The sequence below is a fragment of the Marinobacter sp. DY40_1A1 genome (assembly GCF_016597815.1).
GTDB classification, from domain to species: domain Bacteria; phylum Pseudomonadota; class Gammaproteobacteria; order Pseudomonadales; family Oleiphilaceae; genus Marinobacter; species Marinobacter xiaoshiensis.
On the sequence record NZ_VCHA01000003.1, the window covers coordinates 170,673 to 196,754 of the forward strand.

Consider the following 26,082-nt stretch of genomic DNA (forward strand, 5'->3'; position numbering starts at 1 on the left):
GCTTAGCCCCGCTCTTCGGAAGCGTCTACAGGCTCGACTCGCTCGCCCTCTTTAACAAAGCCTCCACCACGAGTAATCAGGCGAGTCTCGTCCGGCAAACCGGTAACCCAAGCGCCCTCTGTGGACACACTGAGCAATGTCACCGTGCGAAAAACCACCTGGTTTTGATCATCAACATATTTCACACCCGGGCGCCCATCGTCTCCGAGGGAAAGGTAGGCCGGAGAGATAAACGTGGCCTGGACATCCGGCAGTGCAACACGGAGGTTGGCGCTACCGCCCGCTATGCGTTTTTGGTCCGGATTTTCAACGGAAATCTCTACTGCAAAACTCCGGGTCTCAGGGTTTGCAGCGCTCGCTACAAAGGTAACCACGCCATCGAGCGCGTCTCCATCCAGGGGGCGCACCCGCACCTTCTGGCCAGGTGCCACTTGGGCAGCAGACTGCTGGGGCACCTGCCCTTTGGCTTTGAGCCGGTCGGTACGCACCAACTCATACAAGGGCGAGCCAACCTGAACCAAGCTGCCAGTTTCAACCTCTTTGCGGTTTATCACCCCTTCAAACGGGGCCCTGGGCCTGAGGTGGGAAACCTCAAGCTGAGCGCTCTCCAACTCTGCCCGGGCAGCCGCCAGATCGCTTTCCACACCAAGAGCCTCCGACTGCGAAGCGAGATTTCTTGAGCCCAGTCTCTGCACCGCAGCCAGATCCGCCTCAAGTTTCTTCACCCGCGCCTGCCAGCGTTGAACCCCCGCACCGCGGCCATCTTCGGATAAGGTCAAGAGTACATCTCCAGTCTTTACCGAATCGCCAAGCTCAGCCGCAATGCTTTCTACTGTGCCCGCTACCCGGGCACTCAACATTACCGAACTCCAGGGTTCCAGTTGCCCTTGAAGCAAAAGCCCTGGCTCATATACCTGCGCGTTAAGTGTTGTAACCTCAACCCTTGTAAGTGCATGTTGCGCAGTTTCAGGCTCTGCGGGGGCATCGGTGCTTGCCTCTTTGACTTCACCTGTCGCCATCCAGACAATCAGGGCAATTACAATGATCACAGACAGACCCAGCGAACTCCATTTTACTTTGCTCATTAAGTACCTACACAGCCTGTATTGGGTGAACCATGGCCCGAAAGCGACACTAGCCTGAAAATAAAAGGTCGAAACGGTTGCAACCTGATCAAATCGTGGGGTAGATTCTACACAGATTCCTTTTGCTAATTCAGGCCAGATTGTCGTTTTTATGAACATCAACTCAGTAATTATTCTTGCAAAGCTCGTCCTGGTGGTGGTGATACCTTCCGGGGGATTTTGCGTGGATAAGCGGGTGAGATAGCGACAAACCTGACAAAAACACCAGAAACCCCCGGCACCGCAAGGTCCCGGGGGTTTCTTTTTTACGGAAGAAAAAACAGGAAACATAACGATGAACGGCGCACAGCATATTCTTCAAGCGTTCCACCACCACAACATCGAAACCGTTTTTGGTTACCCAGGTGGCTGCATCATGCCGCTATACGATGCACTAGTGGATGATGTGAGCGTTGAGCATGTGCTTTGCCGCCATGAACAAGGCTGTGCTTTGGCTGCCGACGGCTATGCCCGGGCCAGCGGCAAGCTGGGGGTGTGCATTGCCACATCCGGCCCCGGTGCTACCAACCTGATAACCGGCGTTGCCAACGCATACCAGGATTCAATCCCCATGTTGGTTATCACCGGCCAGGTGCCCTCAGCGCTGATCGGAACGGATGCCTTTCAGGAAACCGATGTTCTGGGAATGACCCTTGGTATCGTAAAGCACAGTTACCTGGCAGAGAGCGCAGACGAATTGCCCGGGATTCTTGAAGAAGCCATAGAGTTGGCGCAAAGCGGGCGACCCGGGCCTGTTTGGATTGATATCCCGAAAGATGTATTGCTGGCCGAGACATCTGCTGCGCCTGCCTACGCACCTGCTCAGCCAAAGGCAACCCGCCCGGAGCTCACCTGCGCCATCGCCATGCTTCGCGATGCTCGCAAACCTTTGCTTTACAGTGGTGGAGGCATCAGCCTGGCCCATGCAGAAGACAGCTTCAGGGAATTTGCCAAGTGCTCAGAGCTGCCAGCGGTAGTAACGCTAAAGGGAATAGGTAATGCCGGCAAACACAGTGCTCACAATTTGGGCATGCTGGGTATGCACGGTTCCCGAGCAGCCAATCGGGCTGTAGACGAGTGCGACCTTTTGTTGGTTATCGGAGCCCGCATGGATGATCGGGCCACTGGCAAACTTGACGGGTTCGCTCCTAACGCAAAAACGATACACATTGACGCCGACGCCTCGGAATTCAACAAGCTTCGCAATGCAGATATAGCCATTCGAGGAGACCTGAATACCATTCTCAAGGAGCTGACCCAGGCAATCAGGGACACACCTCTGGCGATCAACGACTGGCGTAAACAGTGCCAGACATGGCGCACTACGGGTGGATTTCAAGCTGCAGATAACGAAGAGCCGTTGGCGCCCATAACCGGCCCGGCTTTCATCAGCCAGCTTTCCCGCACCGCACCGGACGACACGATCATTGCCTGTGACGTTGGCCAGCATCAAATGTGGGTTGCCCAGCATTATCAGTTCGACCGCCCCCGCCATCATCTAACCAGCGGTGGCCTGGGCACCATGGGCTTTGGGTTACCTGCGGCGATTGGTGCGCAGTTTGCCAACCGCAACAGCACCGTCATCAATGTAACCGGCGACGGCTCCTTCATGATGAATGCTCAGGAGCTGGCCACCATTCGCCGTTACAACCTGCCCGTTAAGCTGATCATTATGGATAACCAATGCCTGGGCATGGTGCGCCAGCAGCAGGAGCTGTTTTATAACAACCGGGAAAGCCACATCAACCTGGACGACAACCCGGATTTTGTGGCCATGGCTCGCGCCTTCGACATCCCTGCCCTGAAGATTGATCGCACAGACCAGGTTCGGCGCGGCATTGAAACCATACTGGCTTATAACGGGCCCATGCTGCTGCACGTAGCCATTGCCCGGGAAGAAAACGTTTGGCCGATCGTAAAGCCAGGTGGAAGCAACAAGGAAATGATTGATGAAACCCGCCGCACTGCCGCGGACAAAAAGGAGAAGATCGCATGACCACTGAGAGCAACTGTGAAACACCCAGTTACGACATTACTTGCAGGATGAGCCACGAAGCGGCCGCGCTCGAGCGTCTGTGCCAGGTGGTTCGCGTTCGTGGTTTCAGGATTGCACAAATGGCGGTGGATTCAGCAGACGGAACGCTGAACATCGCCCTGACGATTCAGGGTAAGCGCCCTGTTGCCATGCTTCAGTCTCAGCTGGAAAAGCTGCATACGGTTGCGGAGGTAAAGTTTGCTGCGCCGGTGGTGGCCGCCGCCAGTCGTATCGCCTGACATAGAAAGCCGGTGCAGCGCCACACTTGCGCTACACCGGCTTTCTATCAGAGTAGCTCTACAGCAACGGCCGTGGCTTCACCACCGCCTATGCACAGAGACGCCACCCCACGCTTCAGCCCTTTCTGTTTCAGTGCGTTGATGAGGGTAATAATAATGCGTGAGCCTGATGAGCCAATGGGGTGCCCAAGTGCGCAAGCGCCGCCGTAGACGTTCACTTTCTCTGCATCGAGACCCAACTCATTAATGGCCAGCAAAGAAACCACTGCAAAGGCTTCGTTGATCTCGTAAAGATCCACATCGTCCTTGCTCCAGCCGGCTTTTTTCAAAACCTTCTCAACTGCACCAATGGGTGCCAGCGTGAACTCTGCCGGCAACTGGGCGTGAGTAGCGTGGGCAACAATCCTGGCCTGAGCAGTCAAACCACGAGCTTTTGCCTCTTCCGCAGAAGCTAGCACTAAAGCCGATGCACCATCACTGATGGAACTGGCGTTGGCAGCCGTGACTGTGCCGTCCTTTTTAAAGGCCGGTTTCAGGTTCGGGATTTTCTCGGGACGGGCATTGCCGGGTTGTTCGTCAACGCTCACCTGGGTATCGCCACCACGGCCAGATACGGTAACCGTGCAGATTTCCGGCTCGAACCAGCCATTGCTGATGGCCGCATTGGCTCGTTCCAGCGACCGAATGGCGAAGCCGTCCATCTGCTCGCGGGTGATCTTGTAATCGTCTGCGCTCTTTTGCGCGAACACACCCATCAGGCCGCCTTCGTATGCATCTTCAAGGCCGTCGAGGAACATACTGTCCATCACCTGCCCGTGGCCCATACGCATACCGCCGCGCGCTTTTGGCAACAGGTACGGCGCTTGGCTCATGTTCTCCATGCCGCCAGCAACCATTATATTGTTGGTGCCCGCTTTAATCTGATCATGGGCCATGATTACTGCTTGCATACCGGAGCCGCACATCTTGTTCACAGTGGTGCAACCGGAGCTGTCTGGAATCCCTGCACCACGGGAAGCCTGGCGCGCGGGAGCCTGTCCCAATCCGGCGGGCAACACGCAACCCATGATCACTTCCTGAACATCCACAGGCTGCAGCCCGCTGCGCTCGATGGCAGCTTTGATGGCAGTAGCCCCCAACTCCGGAGAGCGTACGGAACTCAGCGAACCCATCATGCCGCCCATAGGTGTGCGGGCAGACCCGGCAATCACAACGCTGTTATCGCTCATATTCAAACCTCACTGATTTCAGCCTCTACCCAGAACGGAGCGGGCAATGATTTCTTTCATGACTTCTGAAGTACCGCCGTAAATACGCTGTACCCTGGCATCCATAAACGCGCGGGAAATCGGGTATTCCGTGGTGTAGCCATAACCGCCGAACAGCTGCAAACAGCCATCCGCTACACGGCATTGCATTTCCGTGGCGCTGTATTTGGCCATGGAGGCTGTAGCAGCATCCAGCTCACCGGCTTCGTACTGGCTTATGCACTGAGCCACGAACGCCTTGTTAACCTGGTAATCGGTTTCCATGCGGGCTATTTCAAAACGGGTATTCTGTAGTTGCGCCAGTTTCTGGCCGAACAACTCCCGCTCCTGAGCGTAGGAAATGGTCAGATCCAAAGCACCTCTGGCTGCAGCCACACCCAGCGCGCCGATAACCAGCCGCTCCCGTGGCAATTCCTGCATCAGGTAGGCAAAGCCTTTGCCCTCCTGTCCGACCAGTGCGGAGGCAGGAACGCGCATATCAGAAAAGAACAGCTCGGAGGTGTCGCCACTGTGCTGGCCGATCTTGTCGATGTTTCGGCCTTTGCTGAACCCCGGCAGGCTGGTGTCTACCAGGAACAGGCTGATGCCTTTTGCTCCGGCAGCAGGATCGGTCTTCGCCGCAACAATCACCATATCGGCATGCTGGCCATTGGTGATGAAGGTTTTTGAACCATTGAGGATATAGTCGTCGCCGTCTCGCACCGCGCTGGTGCGCATGGCCTGCAGATCACTGCCGGCACCCGGTTCGGTCATGGCAATAGCACCAACCACCTCACCCGATACCATTTTCGGCAGCCACTGCTGCTTTTGCGCCTCGTTACCCAGATGGCTGATGTAAGGGGCGACAATATCCGAATGCACCATTACGTTAGTGGAGAGCGCACCATACCCCATGCGGGCAAGCTCTTCGCCCACCACCACGGAGTACTGAAAAGGGGCACCGCAGCCGCCGCAATCTTCAGGAATATCCACACACAACATGCCGGCATCGCCGAGGGTATTCCAGAGTTCACGGGGCACAAGGCCGGATTTCTCCCAAGCCTCGTAATGGGGCGCAACTTCTGTTTCCAGAGCCTTGATGACAGACGCTCTGAACAGAGCGAGTTCTTCCTGGTCCACTGAGTTAGTCATTGCGCTCTCCTGTATTTAATCGGATTTATCTGGGTGCCATGCGCAGAGCACTGTCCAGCCGGATGGTTTCGCCGTTCAGAATTGGGTTACGCACCATCTGATCCACCATCATGCCAAACTCTTCAGGCTTGCCCAGACGCTGTGGGAACGGCAGAGTTGCCGCCAGGCTGTCCTGAACCTCTTGCGGCATGCCAGCCATCATGGGGGTCATGAACAAACCGGGTGCAATGGTGTTCACGCGAATACCTTCGCGAGCCAGTTCACGGGCAGATTGAATCGTCAGGCCAACAACACCACCTTTGGATGCGCTATAAGCTGCTTGCCCTATCTGGCCTTCGTAAGCTGCTACGGATGCGGTGTTGATGATTACACCACGCTCGCCATCTGCGTTAGGGGCGCGCTGAGCCATATCGGCAGCCGCCAGCCTCAAAATATTGAAGGTGCCGATCAGGTTGATCTGGATAACCTTGCTGAAGTTCTCCAAAGGCATAACGCCATTGCGACCCAGAATTCTTGCTGCAGGGCCAATACCCGCACAGTTCACTGCAATACCACAAAGACCATGAGCTTCACGGGCAGCAGCTATCGCCGCTTCCGCGCTTTCGGCCGAGCTCACATCACAGTGCACAAAGATTCCGCCAATATCCGCAGCCACCTTCTCGCCCTGATCTTTTTGCAGGTCGAAGATTGCTACTTTGCAGCCAGCAGCCGCCAGTGCACGAGCCGCGCCTTCGCCAAGGCCTGAAGCTCCACCTGTCACAATGGCCGGTACATTTTTGAATTCCATCAACTTCTCCCTTCGCGTCGGGGGTTGGAGAGTGAACTGGGTCAGCCCACGCTTTACGTTAACGTAAACTGTACCCAATTCAGTCTTAAAAAGAAATCCGATTATTTGATCAGTTAATACGCTCAATAATCAGCGCAATACCCTGGCCACCACCAATGCACATGGTAATCAAGCCGTAGCGGCCACCCATGCGCTCAAGCTCGGCCATGGTTTTGACGATGAGGATAGAGCCAGTAGCTCCAACAGGGTGACCCAGAGCAACCGCACCACCGTTCGGGTTCACTTTATCCGCTGGCAAGCCAAGCTCCTTGCTAACCGCCAGTGCCTGGGCTGCAAAGGCTTCGTTGGATTCGATCACATCCAGGTCTGCCACGCTGAGGCCGGTTTTCTCCAGCACAGTTCGTACCGCCGGGATGGGGCCGAGACCCATTACGCTGGGGTCTACTCCGGCAAAGGCATAACCGACAATACGTGCACGGGCTTTCAGGCCGCGCTTTTCGGCTTCTGCTGCACTGGTCAGCACCATGGCAGCAGCACCATCGTTGATACCTGAGGCGTTGCCCGGAGTGACTATGCCGTCTTTAGTGAAGGCCGGCTTCAGGCCCGCAAGGCTTTCGGCTGTGGTGCCTGGGCGCACGTGCTCATCCTGCTCAAACACAACTTCCTTTCGCCCTTGTTTTACAGTTATCGGCACAATCTGCTCTTTGAAGTAACCACTCTCAATGGCGTGGCTGGCACGGCGGTGGCTTTCTGCCGAGAAGGCATCCAGATCCTCGCGGGTTAAACCGTATTTTTCGGCGATTCGCTCCGCAGTCATGCCCATGTGGCCGCTGCCAAACGGGTCGGTAAGGGTTCCCAGGGTCATATCAACCGCTTTCCCGTCACCCATGCGCAGGCCTTTGCGAACATTAGGCAGCACATAGGCGCCCTGGCTCATACTTTCCGCACCGCCAGCCAGTGCGATCTGGCTATCGCCCATCAGAATCATCTGCGCGGCACTGATCACTGACTGAACGCCAGAACCACAGAGGCGGTTTACGTTGAATGCCGCAGAACCTTTCTGCAGGCCTGAGTTCAGGCCAATGTGGCGAGCTACATAAGCATCAGCTGGCCCAGTAGGGATGATATGGCCGAACACTGAATGATCTATGTCTTCTGCAGGCACGCCTGAGCGACTAATTGCTTCTTTGGCTGCGCAGGTTCCAAGCTCAGCCGGGGTCAGTGAGCTCAGGCTACCGCCAAAACCGCCGATTGCGGTGCGTGCACCGTCGAGAATGACAACATCAGTAAGTTTCATTGATCGTTCCTCAAGATTTGGATGACTGGAATTCCACAGAGCGCATAATCTATTTGCCCAGCATGGAGCGGGCAATCACTTCTTTCATAATTTCCGAGGTGCCGGCGTAGATTGTCTGCACACGAGCATCCACAAAAAATCGCGATACAGGGTACTCCACGGTATAACCGTAGCCGCCAAATAGCTGCAAGCAGTCGTTAGCGATATCGCACTGCATTTCCGTGAGCATCAATTTGAGAATGGCGGCTTCCGTTGGCCCCATTTCGCCTTTCAGGTAATTCCCGATGCACTGATTCAGATAGGCTTTTCCCACCTCAAGTCGCGCCCTGGCTTCGGCCAGCTTGAACCGGGTATTCTGAAAATCGGCAACCCGCTGACCAAACGCCTGGCGCTGTTGCACATAATCCAGAGTCAGCGCCAGCACACCCTCAGTTGCGCCCACCGCTTGGGCAGCCACACCCAGGCGTTCGCGGGGCAGCTCCTGCATCAGATAGGCAAAGCCCTTGCCTTCTTCGCCAAGCAACGCGTCGTGGGGCACCACAAGATCAGAGAAGAACAGCTCTGCCGTATCGCTGGCATGCTGGCCTATTTTACGTATGCCTTTACCACGGGTGAACCCGGACAGGCTGGTATCCACAAGGAAGAGCGAGACACCCTTGGCGCCGGCTTGGGGATCGGTTTTTGCACACACTATCACCAGCTCTGCCTGCAAACCGTTGGTGATAAACACCTTGGCACCATTGATTACATAGCCATTGTCAGTGCGCTGCGCTGTGGTGCGCATAGCCGCCAGATCACTGCCAGCGCCCGGCTCGGTCATGGCAATTGCACTTAGAATGTCACCCCGGATCATCGCCGGAAGATAACGCTGCTTTTGGGCGTCCGTACCAAGATGCAAAATATAGGGCATGACTATATTGGCGTGGATGTTATAGCCACCCGCCAGGCCACCAAAACCCTTGCGAGCTATTTCGGAGATCGCCAGCTGTGAGATTTCGAAGCTGGCACCAGCGCCTCCGTACTCTTCCGGCATATCGATACCGAGCATGCCAGCCTGCCCAAGCGTATTCCAAACCTGGCGCGGGATCGCGGATTGCTCCTCCCACTCGTCATAGTTTGGCGCAATTTCCCTATCAAGAACCCGGTTGATCATTTCATGAAACAGCGCGGTATCATCGTGGTGTCCGGACATATGTAACCTCTCAAGTAGCCCCATGAGTCATCTGATTATTCAGGCAGCCAACCATTTAAAGGGTTATCCTTCTCATCGGGAATGGCTATACAAGCCGAAAAAATTGACACAATACGCACTCAATCAATTGTAAATATGCCCAAACCGCAATCCATACCGCACATCGCGAACCACTACCTGCAAGCTTCAATCCGCGGTGCCGAAAGGCAAGGGGTGAGCAAAGATACCCTGCTGCACAACGCAGGGATTGCAACCGAGTGGCTGAATAAGCCCGAGCAACTGATTACCGAACAACAGCTCACCCGTTTGATCAAGAGCGTGTGGCGAGCAACCCGTGATGAATTCCTTGGGTTATCCACCGGCCCCTGCAAAAATGGCACCTTCGCGTTGATGGCAGACTACTGCCTTGATTCCGCTTCCCTCGGGGCCGTGTTTCGCAAAAGCGCCCGGGTTTACAGCATTGCCTGTAACAATGTCGACATAGGTTTGGGAGAAAGCGACAGCAACAAACTGGTGTTTTTCCGCCTTAGCCTCGAAGACGCCAGCCAGGATACAGACCACATGCTGCAGGAGTTCCTGCTTCTTATGTGGCAAAGATTCACATGCTGGCTGGTGGACCAACAGATCCCATTCGCGACAACCTGTTTCAGTTATCCTGCACCGAAACATGTTAATGAGTATCGCGCTATGTTCCCCACGGAGTTGCAGTTTGATAAGCCTGTATGCGGCTTTACTCTGCATGAAAAATACCTGCAACTGCCCATTACCCGGAGCGAAGCAGAACTGGAAACCTTTCTGAAGGAAGCTCCGGCCTACATTCTGCACAGACCCGACAACGACGACAGCCTGCGGAACCGCATTCGCGCCCTACTCGCAAACCAGAGCCTGAATAATATGCCCAGCCTGGGTGACATTGCAGAGCTACTGCACATGACTCCAAGAAGCATAGGCCGAAAGTTACAGGAAGAAGGCACCTCGCTACGGCTGATCAAAAACAGCCTGCGGAGGGAGTACGCAATAAAGCTCATGAGCACAGAAAACCTCAGCATCGCAGACATCAGCGAGCGAGTTGGCTTTTCGGAAACCGCCTCATTCTGCCGCGCTTTCAAACGCTGGACAGGCAAGTCGCCCTCGCAATGGACCGCCTGACAACCATGTAGCGAACACATCTACTTGGCTGATTGGGTCAATTTTTTCGACCTGACAGGTCATTCCCGAAGCCGGTGTTTCTCTGAGTTAATGCCAGCCATACCAATATAAAAACACCAATAGAGGTACTTGCATGAACAACCACAGCACAACTGCCTCCAGCTCTCTGCCGGCGGGCATTGCCCGGGCACTGCGCAACACCATAGGTGATGCCCTCGCCCGCTCTGCGCGCACTCACAGCAAGCGCCCCGCCCTGGCATTCGACGATCGAACCTGGACCTATTCCGACATTCACACAGCATCAAACCGTCTGGCCCACCACCTTATTGAACTTGGGCTGGCCACAGGTGATCGTGTTGGCGCCTACGGTAAAAACTCAGATGCCTACCTGTTACTTTGGCTTGCCTGCACAAAAGCCGGGCTGATTCATGTGCCGGTTAACTACGCGTTAATTGGCAAAGAGCTAACTTATGTAGTGAATCAATCTGGTTGCAAGGCCCTGTTTTTCGATCCAGATCTGCAGCCGCAAGTAGATGCAGTTAAAAGCACAGTTGAGGTTAGTGTTTACGGAACCCTTCACGGCGGGCAAAACGACAAGGCCCCGGATGCTCTGAAGCTCGCGCTTGCAGCCGGTGATGACACTGCACCGGACGTTGAGATTTCAGATACAGACGTTGTGCAGATTCTTTATACCTCAGGCACAACCTCCGACCCAAAAGGTGCCATGCACACGCACCGCTCCCTGATGAGCCATTACAGCGCCTGCCAGTACCATCTGAACATCCGCGCCAGCGATCGCTCTCTCGCGGCCTTGCCTCTGTACCATTCTGCGCAAATGCATGTATTTTCAATGCCCATGCTACTTAGTGGCGGCTATAGCCGATTGATCAACACGCCAACACCGGATGCCATTCTCGGGCTGCTGGCCCGTGAACAACTCAATGCGTTTTTCGCGCCACCGACTGTCTGGATTGCACTACTGCAGAACCCCGGATTCAATCCGGACAAGCTCCAGCACATGGACAAGCTCTACTACGGCGCCTCCATCATGCCCGGCCAGGTCGTAAAGGAACTGGGTGAAAAACTACCGGGCGCCGGCCTTTACAACTGCTACGGCCAAAGTGAAATTGCGCCATTGGCAACGGTACTGCTACCTGAGGAGCATGCGGAACGGCCTTCCTCTGCCGGCCGCCCTATGCAAACTGTAATGACCCGCATTGTGGACCCGGTAACCGGTAAAGATTGCCAGCCTGGAGAACAAGGCGAACTGGTGCACCAGTCACCTCAGCTGATGGTGGGCTACTGGGCCAAACCCGAAGCAACCGAAGAAGCCTTCAAGGATGGATGGTTCCATTCTGGCGACCTGGGCTACCAGGATGAAGAAGGTTACATCTACATCGTTGACCGCATTAAAGACGTAGTGAATACCGGCGGTGTTCTGGTTGCCAGCCGTGATGTGGAAGAAGCTCTCTATCAACATGAATCCGTGGCAGAAGTTGCTGTGATTGGCGTACCCGATGAAAAGTGGATAGAAGCCATCTGCGCGGTTGTAGTACTCAGAGACGGATACACCGAAGATTCAGACGCCTTGATGAGCCATGCCCGCACCAAACTCGCCAGCTTCAAAGTGCCGAAGCACATCCACTTTGTAGATCAGCTGCCCAAAAACACGGCAGGTAAACTGCTGAAAAGAAAACTCAGAGAAGACCTCTCCTAACGCCCTCTCACACCAGCCGGGCTCACTCCAGGTCTTCGAGTTGAGCCCGGCTGCCTTCTGAACAACCCGTCCCGGTTTTGACTGCAAACAAAGGTGAAGCGTCTTCGTCACCCAAAGCGCTTTACGTTAACGTAAACTTCCTCTAATCTAGTTTGAAAGAGGATATCGCCATGACCGAAAAGAAAACGTTCAGCATCAGCGAACTCGCCAGCGAGTTCGACGTGACCACCCGCAGCATCCGGTTTTACGAAGATCAGGGACTGCTAAAGCCTACGCGGCGCGGGCAAACACGGATATTCAGCACAAAAGACAAAGTGCGCCTGAAACTGATCCTCCGCGGTAAACGCATGGGCTTTTCACTTGCTGAAACCAAAGAAACATTCGATCTCTGGGATGAAACCCTCACCGGCAACGAAAAGCAGCTCCTGAAAATGCTGTCGATACTGGACGAAAAACGAGCACATATCGAACAACAGAAAGCCGATATCGCTATGGCAGAACTGGAAATCAATACAAGAGAAGCCCACTGCAGGGAGGCTCTTGCAGAACTGCAGAAAAAGAAGCAACAGCAAGAATCAACAATCAAGCAATCTGGACACACCGCCGAACAAAGCTGATATCAATCAAAACATGGCGCAGTGCCCCACACCCAATTACGAACCTGGCAGAACAAAAAGGCAAACACATGAAATCACAATACTCAGAACTCAACTTCGGCCTTGGTGAAACCCTCGACACCCTGCGTGAGCAAGTAAACCGCTTCGCCGCTACCGAAATCGCACCCCGCGCTGAAGAGATCGACCGCACCAACGAGTTCCCAATGGACCTCTGGAAAAAATTCGGCGACATGGGGTTGCTTGGTATCACAGTAAATGAAGCCTACGGCGGTTCTGATATGGGCTACCTGGCTCACGTGATCGCCATGGAAGAAATCAGCCGCGCATCTGCCTCCGTTGGTCTGTCTTACGGCGCGCACTCCAACTTGTGCGTAAACCAGATACACAAGAACGGAACCGAAGAGCAAAAGCAGAAATACCTGCCCAAACTCGTCAGCGGCGACCACATCGGTGCCCTGGCCATGTCTGAGCCCAACGCAGGCTCCGACGTAATCTCCATGAAGCTTAATGCGCAGGATGCTGGCGACCACTACGTGCTCAACGGCAACAAAATGTGGATCACCAACGGCCCAGACGCCAACGTTTACGTTATCTACGCAAAAACCGACCCGAAAGCCGGCTCCAAAGGCGTTACCGCCTTTATCGTAGAGCGGGACTACGAAGGCTTCAGCCGCCACCAGAAACTCGACAAACTCGGCATGCGCGGCTCCAACACCTGCGAACTGGTTTTCCAGGACTGCAAAGTGCCCAAAGAAAACGTGCTGGGTGAAGTAGGTAAAGGTGCGAGAGTCCTCATGAGCGGCCTCGACTACGAACGCCTCGTCCTCTCCGGCGGCCCGCTGGGCCTTATGCAAGCCGCTATGGACGTTGTGATCCCCTACATCCGCGAACGCAAACAGTTCGAAAAAGCCATCGGCGAATTCCAGCTGGTACAGGGCAAAGTAGCCGACATGTACACCTGGATGAACACCGCCAAGTCCTATGTTTACATGGTGGCCATGTCAGCAGACCGCGGCGAAACCACCCGCAAAGACTCCGCCGGCGCGATTCTCTACTCAGCGGAAATGGCGACCAAACTAGCCCTCGACGCCATCCAGCTTCTGGGCGGCAACGGCTACATCAACGACTACCCCACAGGCCGATTACTCCGGGATGCCAAGCTGTATGAGATCGGCGCGGGCACATCCGAAATCCGCCGCATGCTGATTGGCCGGGAACTGTTCCTGAACAACTAAACAGTAGCTTCGATCCAGACACCCGCCAAAGCGAAATAGCTTTGGACGGCCAGCACCCAAGTTCGACGAGGGCCTGGCGGGGCGTCTTTCCGGGAATGTCGTAGGCCAAGGACGGCCGAAGACAAGCGCACATGGGTAAGGCAAGCGTTTATGAAGCGGAGCTTCATGCGCAGCCGAACGACAGCAATCTGTGATTGCTGGCCGGACCCCGCAAGGGGTGCTCGTAGCGGTTCCCGGAAAGACGCCCCGTCAGGCCCGCCGCCCCGAAAATCGAGGCCAGGAAAAATGACGATACTGCAAAGCAAAATAAACCCAAGATCTGAAGAGTTTCAGGCCAAGCAAACCGCCATGGCAGAAGCCGTCGCAGACCTGCGGGAAAAAGTCTCTACCATCCAGCAAGGCGGCGGCCCCTCCTACCAGGAACGCCACATCGCCCGCGGAAAGCTCCTGCCACGAGACCGCATCAACCGCCTCCTGGACGACGGCTCGCCCTTTCTCGAAATCGGCCAGTTCGCCGCCTACAACGTATACGGTGAAGACGTCCCCGCAGCCGGCGTTATCGCCGGCGTAGGCCGCGTCTCCGGCACCGAATGCATGATCATCGCCAACGACGCCACAGTTAAAGGCGGCAGCTACTACCCGCTCACGGTGAAAAAACACCTGCGCGCCCAGGAAATCGCCCTCGAAAACCGCCTACCCTGCATCTACCTGGTGGATTCCGGCGGCGCCAACCTGCCAAGGCAGGACGAAGTATTCCCCGATCGCGACCACTTCGGCCGCATCTTCTACAACCAGGCCCGCATGTCCGCCGACGACATCCCCCAGATTGCCGTCGTCATGGGCCTGTGCACCGCCGGTGGCGCATACGTGCCTGCCATGGCCGACGAATCCATCATCGTACGCAACCAGGGCACCATATTCCTGGCCGGCCCTCCGCTGGTAAAAGCTGCAACAGGTGAAGTCGTTACCGCAGAAGAACTCGGCGGTGCCGACGTACACTGCAAAATATCCGGTGTTGCCGATCACTACGCCGAAAATGACGCCCACGCGCTGGAAATTGCTCGCCGCTGCGTCTCCAACCTCAACCGCAAAAAGCCGGTTCCGGTAGAGATCCGCAAACCAAAAGCACCTCTGTACGATCCCAGTGAAATCTACGGCATCGTCGGCACCGACCTGCGTAAACCCTTCGACGTGCGCGATGTGATTGCCCGCACCGTAGACGGCTCCGAATTCGACGAATTCAAACGCTACTACGGCCAAACCCTGGTCACCGGCTTTGCCCACATCCACGGCTACCCGGTGGGCATCATCGCCAACAACGGCATCTTATTCAGTGAGTCCGCCCAAAAAGGCGCGCACTTCATTGAACTCTGCTGCCAACGCAACATCCCGCTGCTGTTCCTGCAGAACATTACCGGCTTTATGGTTGGCCAGAAGTACGAAGCCGAAGGCATCGCCAAGCACGGTGCAAAAATGGTCATGGCCGTGGCCTGCGCCAACGTACCCAAGATTACCGTACTGATCGGCGGCAGCTACGGCGCTGGCAACTACGGCATGTGTGGCCGCGCCTACAGCCCGGATTTCCTGTGGATGTGGCCAAACGCCCGCATCTCGGTAATGGGCGGCGAACAGGCCGCTGGCGTACTGGCTCAGGTTCGTCGTGATGGAATGGAACGAAAAGGCCAGGAATGGAGCGCCGAGGAAGAAGCTGCGTTCAAAAAGCCGATTACCGATACCTACGAAGAACAGGGCCACCCCTACTTCGCGAGCGCCCGCCTGTGGGACGACGGCGTAATCGACCCGGCACAAACCCGGGAAGTGGTTGCCCTCAGCCTCTCTGCCACCCTCAACCGGCCAGCGAAGCCCACACGCTTCGGCGTGTTCCGGATGTAACCGGGGAGAAGAACCATGACAAACACCAACATTCAGAAAGTACCGGAATCGGCCGTTCTACTCAACCGTCGCGCCCAGGGCGTGACCGAAGTCGTGCTGAACCGGCCCGACAAACGCAACGCCTTTGATGACGTGATCATCCAGCAACTGATCAGCGCATTCACAGAAGTGGATGCCGACTCCGCAACCAAAGTGGTCATCCTGCGTTCAGAAGGTAAACACTTCTCCGCCGGGGCAGATCTTGGCTGGATGCGCCGCATGGCAGACAACAGCCAGCAGGAAAATCTGGACGATTCCCGCCAACTCGCGCGCCTGATGGACTGCCTGAACCACCTCAGCAAGCCCGTCATCGGCCTTGTTCAGGGTGCAGCCTACGGTGGCGCCGTCGGCCTGGCCGCCTGCTGCGACATTGTTATTGCTACAGAAACATCCAGCTTTTGCCTGAGTGAGGTCAAGCTGGGCCTGATTCCCGCAGTAATCAGCCCTTATGTGGTGCGCGCTATTGGCGAACGACAGGCCCGCCGCTACTTCATTTCAGCGGAAGTATTCAGTGCCCGGGAAGCCGAGCGATTCGGCCTTGTGCATAGTGTCTGCAACGACATTGACGCCATGAACGCCCGCTGTGACGAGATGCTGAAGCAGCTTGCCCAGAATGGCCCGGAAGCTATGAAAGCCGCAAAGGACCTGGTGTTTGCGGTCAGCCAAAAGCCCATCGATAGCGCTGTGATAGACGACACCGCGCACCGCATTGCTGATATTCGCGTAGGTGAAGAAGGTCAGGAGGGGCTAAGCGCCTTCCTGAACAAACGCCGCGCCAACTGGATTCCGGAGAGCCTCTAACATGTTCAGCAAAATCCTTATTGCCAACCGGGGCGAAATCGCCTGCCGGATCATCCAGACCGCACACCGCATGGGTATCCGCTGCGTCGCTGTTTATTCCGATGCAGACGCCAACGCCCTCCACGTTTCCATGGCAGACGAAGCCTTCCACATTGGCCCGGCGCCAAGTTCGGAAAGCTATCTGCGTAGCGACAAAATCATTGAGATCGCCAAGCAGAGCGGTGCGCAAGCAATCCACCCAGGCTACGGCTTTCTTTCCGAGAACACCGGGTTTGCCGAAGCCTGTGAGGCCAACGGCATTGTCTTCATTGGCCCACCCTCGTCCGCCATTGCGGCTATGGGTTCCAAATCTGCCGCTAAAGCCATCATGGAAAAAGCTGGCGTACCACTGGTGCCCGGCTATCACGGCGACGACCAGAGCCCCGAAACCCTGCGTGCCGAAGCTGAGAAATGCGGCTTTCCGCTGCTGTTGAAAGCGGTTGCCGGTGGTGGTGGTAAAGGCATGCGAGTGGTTGAGAACATCGGTGAGTTTGATGATGCTCTGGCCGCTGCCAAACGCGAAGCAAAGAACGCCTTCGGCAATCCCGACATGCTGATCGAACGCTACCTGACCCAGCCACGCCACGTTGAGATTCAGGTTTTCTGCGACGAAACCGGCCAGGGTGTGTATCTGGCCGAGCGCGACTGCTCGGTTCAGCGTCGTCACCAGAAAGTTCTGGAAGAAGCCCCGGCACCGGGCCTGAGCGAAGAAACCCGCAAAGCCATGGGCGATGCTGCTGTAAAAGCGGCCCAGGCGATCAACTACGTAGGCGCCGGCACCGTAGAGTTTCTCTACGATGTGGACGGTTCCTTCTTCTTCATGGAAATGAACACCCGCCTGCAGGTAGAGCACCCGGTGACCGAAATGGTGACCGGCCAGGATCTGGTGGAATGGCAGTTGAAAGTGGCCTGGGGTGAGCCCCTGCCGCTGGAACAGTCACAGGTGAAAACCCGCGGCCATGCTCTGGAAGCCCGCATTTATGCCGAAGACCCGGATCAGGATTTCCTGCCTGCCACCGGCAACCTGCGTTACCTGAGCACGCCTGACGAAAGCGCCCATGTGCGTGTCGATACCGGGGTGATCGAAGGTGATGAAATCAGCATTCATTACGACCCAATGATCGCCAAACTGATCGTGTGGGACGAAACCCGTGAGCAGGCCATCAATCGCATGGTTCAGGCTCTGGAGCACTACCGGATTGCAGGGGTGAAAACCAACATCCGCTTCCTGCACGCGCTGGCCGACTCGCAGCCCTTCCGGGAAGCCGACCTTACAACCGGGTTTATCGACAGCCACCGGGAATTACTGTTCCCGAAATCGAAGCTCGATACCCATAAAGCGCTGGTGCTGGCTGCTGGCTTTGTATTGGAAGAACGCAAATCCGTCGAGTCTGTGAGCACAGATCCCTGGTCGCCGTTCGGCCGCCGCAACAGCTGGCGCCTGAATTCGGAATACGCTCAGCCCCTGCAGTTGCAGGTAGGCGACGAGATACACGAGCTGAAAATTCTGGAAAAGGATGATCACTACCAGGTATCCGTGGATGGCAACGTATACAACCTTACGGCCAAGCTTGAAGGCGACTCGCTTCAGGCGGTGGTCGATGGCCACACGATCAGCATTCACGGCAACTTGCACAATGATCAGCTCGTGCTCTTCTACGAAGGTGACACCTTCCAGTGCACCCTCTACCAGGAAAATCACGCACTGGAAGACATGGCTCCTGAAGGCGGACTGACGGCCCCCATGAACGGCGCAATTGTGGCGGTACAGACCAAAGTGGGCGACGCCGTTACAGCCGGCCAAACTCTGGTCATCATGGAAGCCATGAAGATGGAACACGCCATCAAGGCTCCGGCAGACGGCGTGGTCAGCGAAATCTTCTTCGCCGAAGGTGAGCAGGTTTCAGAAGGCGCGGAGCTGATTGCCATAGAGATCAACGAATCCAGCAGCGAGGAGGCAAGTTAATGGGCTTCCCCAAACAGGCGCGACTGGTTGAAATGAGCCCCCGGGACGGTCTGCAGAATGAGTCCGGCCCGGTAATCGCCACAGACATAAAAACCGGGCTGATCGAACGGCTTGCAGAGTGCGGCCTCACCCACATTGAATCCGCCAGCTTTGTGTCACCCAAGTGGGTGCCACAAATGGGCGACGCCGCTGAGGTTATGGCCGGCATCAAGCGCAAGGCTGGCGTTCGCTATTCGGTGCTTACCCCCAACCTCAGAGGCTTTGAAAATGCTCTGGCAGCGGGCGTGGATGAAGTAGCTGTGTTCGCTGCAGCATCAGAATCCTTCAGCCAGAAGAACATCAACTGTTCCATCGCCGAAAGCCTGGAGCGGTTTCTACCGGTGATGGAGGCCGCTCAGAAGCACAACATCCCCGTGCGCGGTTACGTCTCCACCGTATTGGGGTGCCCCTACGAAGGGGAGATTGCCCCAGAGCAGGTCGCAAAGGTGGCCAAGGATTTGGCAGACATGGGCTGCTATGAAATCTCTCTGGGCGACACCATTGGCACAGGTACGCCACTGAAAGCGAAATACATGCTTGAGGCCGTCGCCAAACACGTGCCCGTGGAGCGCCTTGCTGCACACTTCCACGACACCTATGGGCAAGCACTGGTAAACCTCTATGCAGTACTGGAAGAAGGCGTGGCTGTTTTTGATGCCTCAGTCGCCGGCTTGGGTGGTTGCCCTTATGCCAAGGGTGCCTCTGGCAACGTTGCCACCGAAGACGTTCTCTATATGCTCAACGGCCTGGGAATCAGCACTGGCGTGGATCTGCAGAAACTGGTGGCTACCGGTACATGGATCAGCAGCCAGCTCAACCGGCGTAACGGTTCCAAAGTGGGTCAGGCGCTGCAAACCTGAGGATCTGAAACCCGCCCGAGCCAAGGCAGATGATTATCCCTGAACATTTTAGCCCTCGACGACAATAACAACCGGAGGCAAACCATGAACCAGACTCTACCAAGCTACAGCAGCGGTACCTCCAACACACCGCTGTTGGGCATGACCATCGGCGAGATGCTTGATCACACCGCCATCAAATATCCTGACACCGAAGCTCTGGTGTGCCTGCATCAGGACATTCGCTGGACCTACAAGGAGTTCCTTGCCAAGGTCAATGAGGCAGCACGGGCGTTTATCGCCATTGGCGTCAAACGTGGTGATCGCGTAGGTATCTGGGCACCCAACCGTTACGAATGGACACTTACCCAATTCGCCACTGCCAAAGTGGGCGCCATTCTGGTTAACATTAACCCGGCCTATGGCCTGCACGAACTCGAGTACGCCATGAATCTGGCAGGCATCAGCGTGCTGGTAACGGCAGACAGTTTTAAAGCCTCAAACTACCGCCAAACACTTTATGAATTGGCACCGGAGTTGAGGGCGAGCACCCCGGGCAAAATCAAAGCCCAGCGGGTTACTGATCTTCGTGCAGTCATCAATCTGGATACGGAAAAACACGCCGGCATGTTGAGCTGGGCTGAGTTTGTGGGCCTTGCCAGTGAAGTTAGTCAAGATGAAGTAGACAAGGCGCAAAGCCAGCTTCAGTTCGACGACCCCATCAATATCCAGTTCACTTCAGGCACCACCGGCAACCCCAAAGGCGCCACCCTCACCCACCACAACATCCTGAACAACGGGTTCTTTGTGGGTGAAAGCCAGAGCCTGACAGAGAAGGATCGACTGGTTATTCCAGTCCCCCTCTACCACTGCTTTGGCATGGTCATGGGCAACCTTGGCTGCATTACCCACGGCTCCATCATGATTTACCCGGGCGAAGGCTTTGACCCAAAAGCCGTGCTGCAGGCGGTGCATCAGGAGAAGGCCACAGCGCTCTACGGCGTACCCACCATGTTCATAGCAGAACTGGCCGAGCCGGAATTTGATTCCTACCACCTGTCCACCCTGCGCACAGGCATCATGGCCGGCTCCATCTGCCCAGCGGAGGTGATGAAGAAGGTCAACACCAAGATGCACATGAAGGAGGTTCAGATTGCCTACGGCATGACCGAAACCAGCCCTGTGTCTACCCAGACCAGCTCTCTCGATCCCTTCGAGAAGCAGGTAACCACCGTTGGCCGTACCCAGCCCCATCTGGAAACCAAGATTGTCGACCCGGGAACCGGTAACGTCTTGCCCCGGGGCGAGATTGGGGAACTCTGCACTCGCGGTTACAGCGTGATGCTGAAGTACTGGAATAATGAAGAGAAGACCCGCGAAGCCATCGACGCCTCCGGCTGGATGCACACCGGTGATCTGGCCACCATGGACGACGAAGGCTATGTACAAATCGTCGGCCGCATCAAGGATATGGTGATTCGTGGTGGTGAAAACATCTACCCGAAAGAGGTTGAGGAATTTCTGTACAGCCACCCATCCATTGAGGAGGTCCAGGTAACGGGCATTCCGCACGAGACCTATGGCGAAGATTTGATCGCCTGGGTAAAGCTGCGCCCAGAGGCAGAGCCGGTAAGTGCAGACGACTTGATTGCATTCTGCAAAGGCAAGATCGCCCACTTCAAAATCCCCCGGAACTACAAGTTCGTGGAAGAATTCCCGATGACCATCACCGGTAAGATTCAGAAGTTTAAAATGCGCGAGATTTCCATTGAGGAATTAGGGCTGAAGTAAAAGCCCCAGGCAATCGCAAGCCCCGGTTCTCCTTAGCTGAGCACCGGGGCTTTTTTTGACCCGCCAAAATCTGTTTGACTGCTGCTCAATTTCATGATGTTATCACTAGTAACATTGTTACCACCGATAACATTAGCGAGCATGAATACACATGGCGAAACCTGCCTACCACCACGGTGACCTGCAGCCCCAGGCGCAGTCGCTGGCGCTGGACATACTCAGAACCCAGGGGGATGCCGCCATCAGCTTGCGCGCCCTGGCCAAGCAGCTCGGCGTGAGTGCTCCAGCGCTGTACCGGCACTTCTCAGACCGCGAAACGCTGTTGGCAGAGCTCGCTATTGAAGGGTTCGAGGCCTTGCGTGATCGGCTGCAAGCAGTAGACCAGGAGCTGCCGCGCAAGGCTTTGATCGAAATCGGGCTGGTGTACGTAGCTTTCGCCCAAGAGGAGCCCAATCTATATCGTCTTATGTTTGGCGGTCGCGTATTACCCATGGGGGCGCACCCACGCTTGGATGCGGCGGGCAAAGGGGCGTTTCAGGTTCTGGAAAACACTGTAGCCCGTGCCCGCGACCTGGGTTACCTCAAACCTTCCCCCGTTTCACTAATGACAGCCGCCGCCTGGTCTCTGGTGCATGGCCTGTCACAACTAACCATCGATGGTCATTTGCCCAGCGCAAAGGCCGAGCCCATGTTGACCGAAGGCGTTCTCAGTTTACTGCTGGACGGCACCCGGTCTGACCAACAACAATCACAACAGGATTAACTCAATGAGCAGCCCAAAACCCAGTACCCTCCGAGTCGGCAAACGTTATCGTGAAAAGCGCCTGGACGGCCCCTACGATGCCATCATCATTGGCTCCGGCATCGGCGGCCTGACCGCAGCTGCTTGCATGAGCAAGATGGGCAAAAAGGTGCTCGTTCTTGAACAGCACTACACTGCCGGCGGATTCACCCACAGCTACGACCGTAACGGGTACGAATGGGATGTGGGCGTGCACTACATTGGTGACATGGGCGCAGACCACACACTGGGCAAGCGGTTGTTTGACCACATCACTGACAGTCAGTTGAAGTGGGCGCCAATGGACGCCAACTACGACCGTATCTACATAGGCGAAAAGTATGTGGACCTGGTTGCCGGCCCCGAGGAATTCCGTGCCGAGCTGGTGAAAGCTTTCCCGGAAGAAGAAAGGGCCATCGATACCTACCTGGGTTATCTACGCCAGGTATCCAAGGCCATGCCGGCGGTTGTTCTGAGCAAGGTATTGCCAAGCCTGGCTCTTGGACCACTAAGCATGCTTGCGAAACGTAAGGCGCCAGAGTTCCTTAACAAGCCTACCCGCGAAGTACTTGAAGGCATCACCAGCAACCAGGAGCTGATTGCCGTGCTTACCGGCCAGTGGGGCGACAACGGCCTGCCACCAGCCCAATCCAGCTTCATTGTGCACTCACTCATCGCCCGCCATTACCTGCACGGCGGCTACTACCCGATTGGTGGTGCCTCTGAAATGGCCAAGACCATTATCCCGGTAGTTCAGCAAAGCGGCGGTGAAGTCTTTACCTACGCTGATGTGACCGAGATTCTCATCGAGAAAGGCAAAGCCGTGGGCGTTCGCATGGCCGACGGTGCAGAGATTCGCTCGCCACTGATCATCAGCAACGCAGGCGTATTCAACACCTTCAACAAGCTGCTGCCAAAAGACGCGCCTGAATGGGACTACTATCAGGACAAACTCAAAACCGTTAAGCGTTCCATGGCCAGCAATTGCCTGTACATCGGCCTGGAAGATACTGCAGAGAACCTGGGACTGCCGAAAACCAACTATTGGATTTACCCCGGCACAGACTACGAAAAACATGTGAAAGACTTCGAGGAAGATCCGGATAACAGCGATATTTCGCTGACCTATATTTCGTTCCCCTCGGCGAAAGACCCCAGCTTTCTGGAGCGCTATCCTGGTCGCGCCACCATTGAGATTGTGGCACCCGGCCCCTTCAAGTGGTACGAGGAGTGGGCCGACAAGCCTTGGGGCAAACGCGGTGAAGACTATGAAGCCAAGAAGGAAGAGTACTCCCAGCGCCTGCTTGCGAAGCTCTACGAGAAGTTCCCGCATCTGGAAGGCAAAGTGGATTACTACGAGCTATCCACGCCCCTGTCCACAGACTATTTCTGCCGCTACAGCGAAGGTGAAATCTATGGCCTTGACCATACTCCCGACCGCTTCGAGCAGGACTGGCTAAAGCCCAAGACCCGCATACCCGGCCTGTACCTCACCGGCCAGGACATCATGACCGCCGGAGTAGTGGGCGCCATGCTCGGCGGCCTGCTGACAACCGTTGCTGTGAGTGGCCTTAAGGGCATTCCACTGGCGAAAAAGATGTTTGTAGGCTAATAACTATCAGTAACTTCGGCGTCACCAAGTCAAGGGTGGCGCCGAAAACTGACACGCCTACTATTACTTTCGAGGCTTCATGAAAACCATCGGATTAATCGGCGGAATGAGTTGGGAATCAACCCAGACCTACTACCGCCTGATCAACCAGCAAGTACGGGAACGGCTCGGTGGGCTGCACTCGGCCAAGGTTGTTCTCAACAGTCTGGATTTTGCCGAGATTGCACAACTCCAGAGTGCTGACGATTGGGTAGGGATGGAAAGACTGCTGGTGTCCGCGGCACAATCCATTAAGGCCGGTGGGGCTGATTTTCTCCTGATTTGCACCAACACCATGCACAAGGTCGCCCCGGAAGTTGAGCTGGCCAGTGGTCTGCCGCTCCTCCACATTGCAGATGCCACTGCAAAAGTGCTCATACACGATGGAATTACATCGGTAGGATTGCTTGGAACCCGGTTCACCATGGAGCAAGCTTTCTATCGCGAGCGCCTGGAAGCACAGGGGATCAATGTCATCATTCCGGATGACCACGAACGCGACACTGTGCACCGGATAATCTACGAAGAATTATGCCAGGGCATCATAAGCCCTGACTCCAAAACGGTTTACCTTGATGTCGTCGATTCACTTGCCGCTCGTGGCGCTGAGGCCGTGATTCTCGGATGCACAGAGATCGGTCTGCTGATCCAGGGCTCCGATACGCCCGTCGCGCTGTACGATACAACAGAGATCCATGCTACTCAGGCAGTGGAACTTGCCTTGATTTAGGTGATACGCAAAAGCGCATATCGTCTGCTATGCTTGCGGCAAACCCAAACAAAAAGGTATTTAAAATGACTGATACTTGGCTAACCTCGTTGATTACCGATACTCCCCAGCAAGGCTATGAGCTTGCCATCACCCTGAGCCGTCGCGGCGTGAAATACACTCAGCCGGATATGGATACACTGAAAAAGCTAAGGCCGGAATACGCGAACTCTGCCGACGGTTTGACTGCTGCCTCCCACGTTATCGCTGTAAACTTTCAGACGGTAGCAACAGCCAACAACTATTGGCGGGGATGACATCGGTCATTCAAGCACTCTTTCACGGTGCCCAAGAGCCATCAACTCTCGCACCGTGGGAGTAGTTTCTGAAGCCGGCAAGCTCTCATAGGTACAACCCCCGCACACTCCAACAAGATATTTGTAGCGCGCCACGCATTCTCGTGTTAAATATCGCCCGAATTCGGTCGGTTCCATAAGCTATAGCCCCACCGCCGTTTTCCAGGACAAGCCTCAAAGGAGTCGCACCCGCGGCCTTCCCTCAGCAGACCTGCACAACACCGCGTGCGTCCTGCACGTTTTGTATCCATCCCTTTTCAGTGAGGGACGTTATCCAATGTTCAAGTTGTGTAAGCCACAGGCGCTGGCCGCCTCCGTTGCTCTGTCTCTGTGCGCCTCTTCTGCAATCGCAGCAGAAGAAGTGCGTGTGTATAACTGGTCTGACTACATCGCCGAAAACACCCTGGCGAAGTTCACCAAAGAAACCGGCATAAAGGTCGTTTACGACGTTTACGACAGTAACGAGGTTCTTGAAGCCGCGCTACTGTCTGGCCGCTCTGGCTACGACCTGGTCGTACCGTCAAACCACTACGTTGCCAAGCAGATCTCTGCCAAGGCTTTTGTGGCTCTGGATCACGACAAACTGCCGAACATGGCCAATCTGAATCCGGATCTGATGGCTCAACTGGAAAAAGTGGACCCGGGCAGCCAGTTCTCCATTCCCTATCTTTGGGGAACCAACGGCTATGGCTACAACGCTGGCCGCATCCAGAAAATCCTGGGCGATACTGCACCCACAGATTCCTGGGCGCTGGTATTTGATCCTGAAGTAACAGCCAAGCTGGCCAAAGGCGGCTGCGGCATTGCCATGCTGGATTCCGGCGAAGAAATGGTGCGGGCTGCTATGGCCTACGCCGGCTTGAACCCGAACAGCAACAACGCCGAAGACATCAAAAAGGGTGGCGACGTGATCAAGGCCGTGCGGCCGAACATCACCTACTTCCACTCATCCCGCTACATTGGCGACCTGGCTAATGGCGACCTGTGCGTGGCTGCCGGCTATTCCGGCGACATCCTGCAGGCAGCTGCTCGTGCCGAGGAAGCCAAAAACGGCAACGAAATCCGCTACACCATTCCCAAAGAGGGCGCGGTGTTGTGGTTCGATATGATGACCATCCCGGCTGGCGCACCGAACGTTGAAAATGCCCACAAGCTGGTCAACTTTTTGATGAAGCCAGAGATCATCGCTGAGGTGACCAACTATGTGTGGTACGCCAACCCCAACAAGGCAGCCGATGAATTTGTGGATGCAGAAATCCTTAACGACACCAGCATTTACCCTACGGATGATGTGATGAAAAAGCTCTACATCATGGAAGGTCGGCCTCAGGACACACAGCGCCTGATGACCCGCACCTGGACCAGCGTTAAGTCCGGGCGTTAAGGG

Annotated in this window: 22 protein-coding genes; 16 read left to right on the forward strand and 6 right to left on the reverse strand. The window is 55.7% G+C overall.

Annotated elements, in window-relative coordinates:
* Positions 1 to 2: 2 nt before the first annotated feature.
* A complete protein-coding gene (locus FFI61_RS09250; protein WP_200370037.1) occupies positions 3 to 1,085 on the reverse strand; it encodes an efflux RND transporter periplasmic adaptor subunit in 1,083 nt (360 codons plus the stop codon).
* A gap of 334 nt (positions 1,086 to 1,419) precedes the next feature.
* Here FFI61_RS09250 and ilvG point away from each other — a divergent pair, with 334 nt between their 5' ends.
* A complete protein-coding gene (ilvG, locus tag FFI61_RS09255; protein ID WP_200370038.1) occupies positions 1,420 to 3,120 on the forward strand; it encodes an acetolactate synthase 2 catalytic subunit in 1,701 nt (566 codons plus the stop codon).
* On the forward strand, positions 3,117 to 3,398 hold the full coding sequence (locus FFI61_RS09260) for an ACT domain-containing protein (protein WP_227714798.1): 282 nt from the start codon (positions 3,117 to 3,119) through the stop codon (positions 3,396 to 3,398). Before ilvG ends, FFI61_RS09260 begins: the two co-directional genes overlap by 4 nt.
* Positions 3,399 to 3,445: 47 nt before the next feature.
* On the opposite strand, the gene FFI61_RS09265 is transcribed toward FFI61_RS09260, so the two are convergent.
* The 5 genes from FFI61_RS09265 to FFI61_RS09285 all read right to left on the reverse strand — a co-directional run bounded on the left by FFI61_RS09265 (position 3,446) and on the right by FFI61_RS09285 (position 9,073).
* A complete protein-coding gene (locus FFI61_RS09265; RefSeq protein ID WP_200370039.1) occupies positions 3,446 to 4,627 on the reverse strand; it encodes a thiolase family protein in 1,182 nt (393 codons plus the stop codon).
* Positions 4,628 to 4,645: 18 nt separating this feature from the next.
* The gene (locus FFI61_RS09270; protein ID WP_200370040.1) at positions 4,646 to 5,797 is read right to left on the reverse strand and encodes an acyl-CoA dehydrogenase family protein; all 1,152 of its coding nucleotides are present in this window, start codon (positions 5,795 to 5,797) and stop codon (positions 4,646 to 4,648) included.
* 25 nt (positions 5,798 to 5,822) lie between these two features.
* The gene (locus tag FFI61_RS09275; RefSeq protein WP_200370041.1) at positions 5,823 to 6,584 is read right to left on the reverse strand and encodes an SDR family NAD(P)-dependent oxidoreductase; all 762 of its coding nucleotides are present in this window, start codon (positions 6,582 to 6,584) and stop codon (positions 5,823 to 5,825) included.
* Between the two features lie 109 nt (positions 6,585 to 6,693).
* The gene (gene bktB, locus FFI61_RS09280; RefSeq protein WP_200370042.1) at positions 6,694 to 7,881 is read right to left on the reverse strand and encodes a beta-ketothiolase BktB; all 1,188 of its coding nucleotides are present in this window, start codon (positions 7,879 to 7,881) and stop codon (positions 6,694 to 6,696) included.
* Positions 7,882 to 7,930: 49 nt separating this feature from the next.
* Positions 7,931 to 9,073, reverse strand: coding sequence for an acyl-CoA dehydrogenase family protein (locus tag FFI61_RS09285; RefSeq protein WP_200370043.1), 1,143 nt, complete (start codon positions 9,071 to 9,073; stop codon positions 7,931 to 7,933).
* Positions 9,074 to 9,208: 135 nt separating this feature from the next.
* Here FFI61_RS09285 and FFI61_RS09290 point away from each other — a divergent pair, with 135 nt between their 5' ends.
* From FFI61_RS09290 to FFI61_RS09355, 14 genes are all read left to right on the forward strand, one after another.
* On the forward strand, positions 9,209 to 10,222 hold the full coding sequence (locus FFI61_RS09290; RefSeq protein ID WP_200201781.1) for an AraC family transcriptional regulator: 1,014 nt from the start codon (positions 9,209 to 9,211) through the stop codon (positions 10,220 to 10,222).
* 133 nt (positions 10,223 to 10,355) lie between these two features.
* Positions 10,356 to 11,939 (forward strand): fatty acyl-CoA synthetase, encoded by a 1,584-nt coding sequence (locus FFI61_RS09295; RefSeq protein WP_200370044.1) that lies wholly within the window; start codon positions 10,356 to 10,358, stop codon positions 11,937 to 11,939.
* A 170-nt stretch (positions 11,940 to 12,109) separates the two neighbouring features.
* Positions 12,110 to 12,556 (forward strand): MerR family transcriptional regulator, encoded by a 447-nt coding sequence (locus FFI61_RS09300; protein WP_200370045.1) that lies wholly within the window; start codon positions 12,110 to 12,112, stop codon positions 12,554 to 12,556.
* 68 nt (positions 12,557 to 12,624) lie between these two features.
* The gene (locus tag FFI61_RS09305; protein WP_200370046.1) at positions 12,625 to 13,791 is read left to right on the forward strand and encodes an isovaleryl-CoA dehydrogenase; all 1,167 of its coding nucleotides are present in this window, start codon (positions 12,625 to 12,627) and stop codon (positions 13,789 to 13,791) included.
* Positions 13,792 to 14,076: 285 nt separating this feature from the next.
* Positions 14,077 to 15,684 (forward strand): carboxyl transferase domain-containing protein, encoded by a 1,608-nt coding sequence (locus tag FFI61_RS09310; RefSeq protein ID WP_200370047.1) that lies wholly within the window; start codon positions 14,077 to 14,079, stop codon positions 15,682 to 15,684.
* 15 nt (positions 15,685 to 15,699) lie between these two features.
* Positions 15,700 to 16,524: an enoyl-CoA hydratase/isomerase family protein gene (locus FFI61_RS09315; RefSeq protein WP_200370048.1), complete on the forward strand. Its 825-nt coding sequence runs from the start codon at positions 15,700 to 15,702 to the stop codon at positions 16,522 to 16,524.
* 1 nt (position 16,525) lies between these two features.
* Positions 16,526 to 18,529, forward strand: coding sequence for an acetyl/propionyl/methylcrotonyl-CoA carboxylase subunit alpha (locus tag FFI61_RS09320; protein ID WP_200370049.1), 2,004 nt, complete (start codon positions 16,526 to 16,528; stop codon positions 18,527 to 18,529).
* On the forward strand, positions 18,529 to 19,428 hold the full coding sequence (locus FFI61_RS09325; RefSeq protein WP_200370050.1) for a hydroxymethylglutaryl-CoA lyase: 900 nt from the start codon (positions 18,529 to 18,531) through the stop codon (positions 19,426 to 19,428). Before FFI61_RS09320 ends, FFI61_RS09325 begins: the two co-directional genes overlap by 1 nt.
* 84 nt (positions 19,429 to 19,512) lie before the next feature.
* A complete protein-coding gene (locus FFI61_RS09330; RefSeq protein ID WP_200370051.1) occupies positions 19,513 to 21,198 on the forward strand; it encodes an AMP-binding protein in 1,686 nt (561 codons plus the stop codon).
* 151 nt (positions 21,199 to 21,349) lie between these two features.
* Positions 21,350 to 21,961, forward strand: a complete 612-nt coding sequence (locus tag FFI61_RS09335; RefSeq protein ID WP_200370052.1) for a TetR/AcrR family transcriptional regulator — start codon at positions 21,350 to 21,352, stop codon at positions 21,959 to 21,961.
* Between the two features lie 4 nt (positions 21,962 to 21,965).
* Positions 21,966 to 23,591, forward strand: a complete 1,626-nt coding sequence (locus FFI61_RS09340; protein ID WP_200370053.1) for a phytoene desaturase family protein — start codon at positions 21,966 to 21,968, stop codon at positions 23,589 to 23,591.
* Positions 23,592 to 23,670: 79 nt separating this feature from the next.
* Positions 23,671 to 24,360, forward strand: coding sequence for an aspartate/glutamate racemase family protein (locus FFI61_RS09345; RefSeq protein WP_200370054.1), 690 nt, complete (start codon positions 23,671 to 23,673; stop codon positions 24,358 to 24,360).
* A gap of 65 nt (positions 24,361 to 24,425) precedes the next feature.
* Positions 24,426 to 24,656, forward strand: coding sequence for a hexameric tyrosine-coordinated heme protein (locus FFI61_RS09350; protein ID WP_200370055.1), 231 nt, complete (start codon positions 24,426 to 24,428; stop codon positions 24,654 to 24,656).
* Between the two features lie 316 nt (positions 24,657 to 24,972).
* Complete coding sequence (locus FFI61_RS09355) at positions 24,973 to 26,079, forward strand: polyamine ABC transporter substrate-binding protein (protein ID WP_200370056.1); 1,107 nt, start codon at positions 24,973 to 24,975, stop codon at positions 26,077 to 26,079.
* Positions 26,080 to 26,082: the final 3 nt, after the last annotated feature.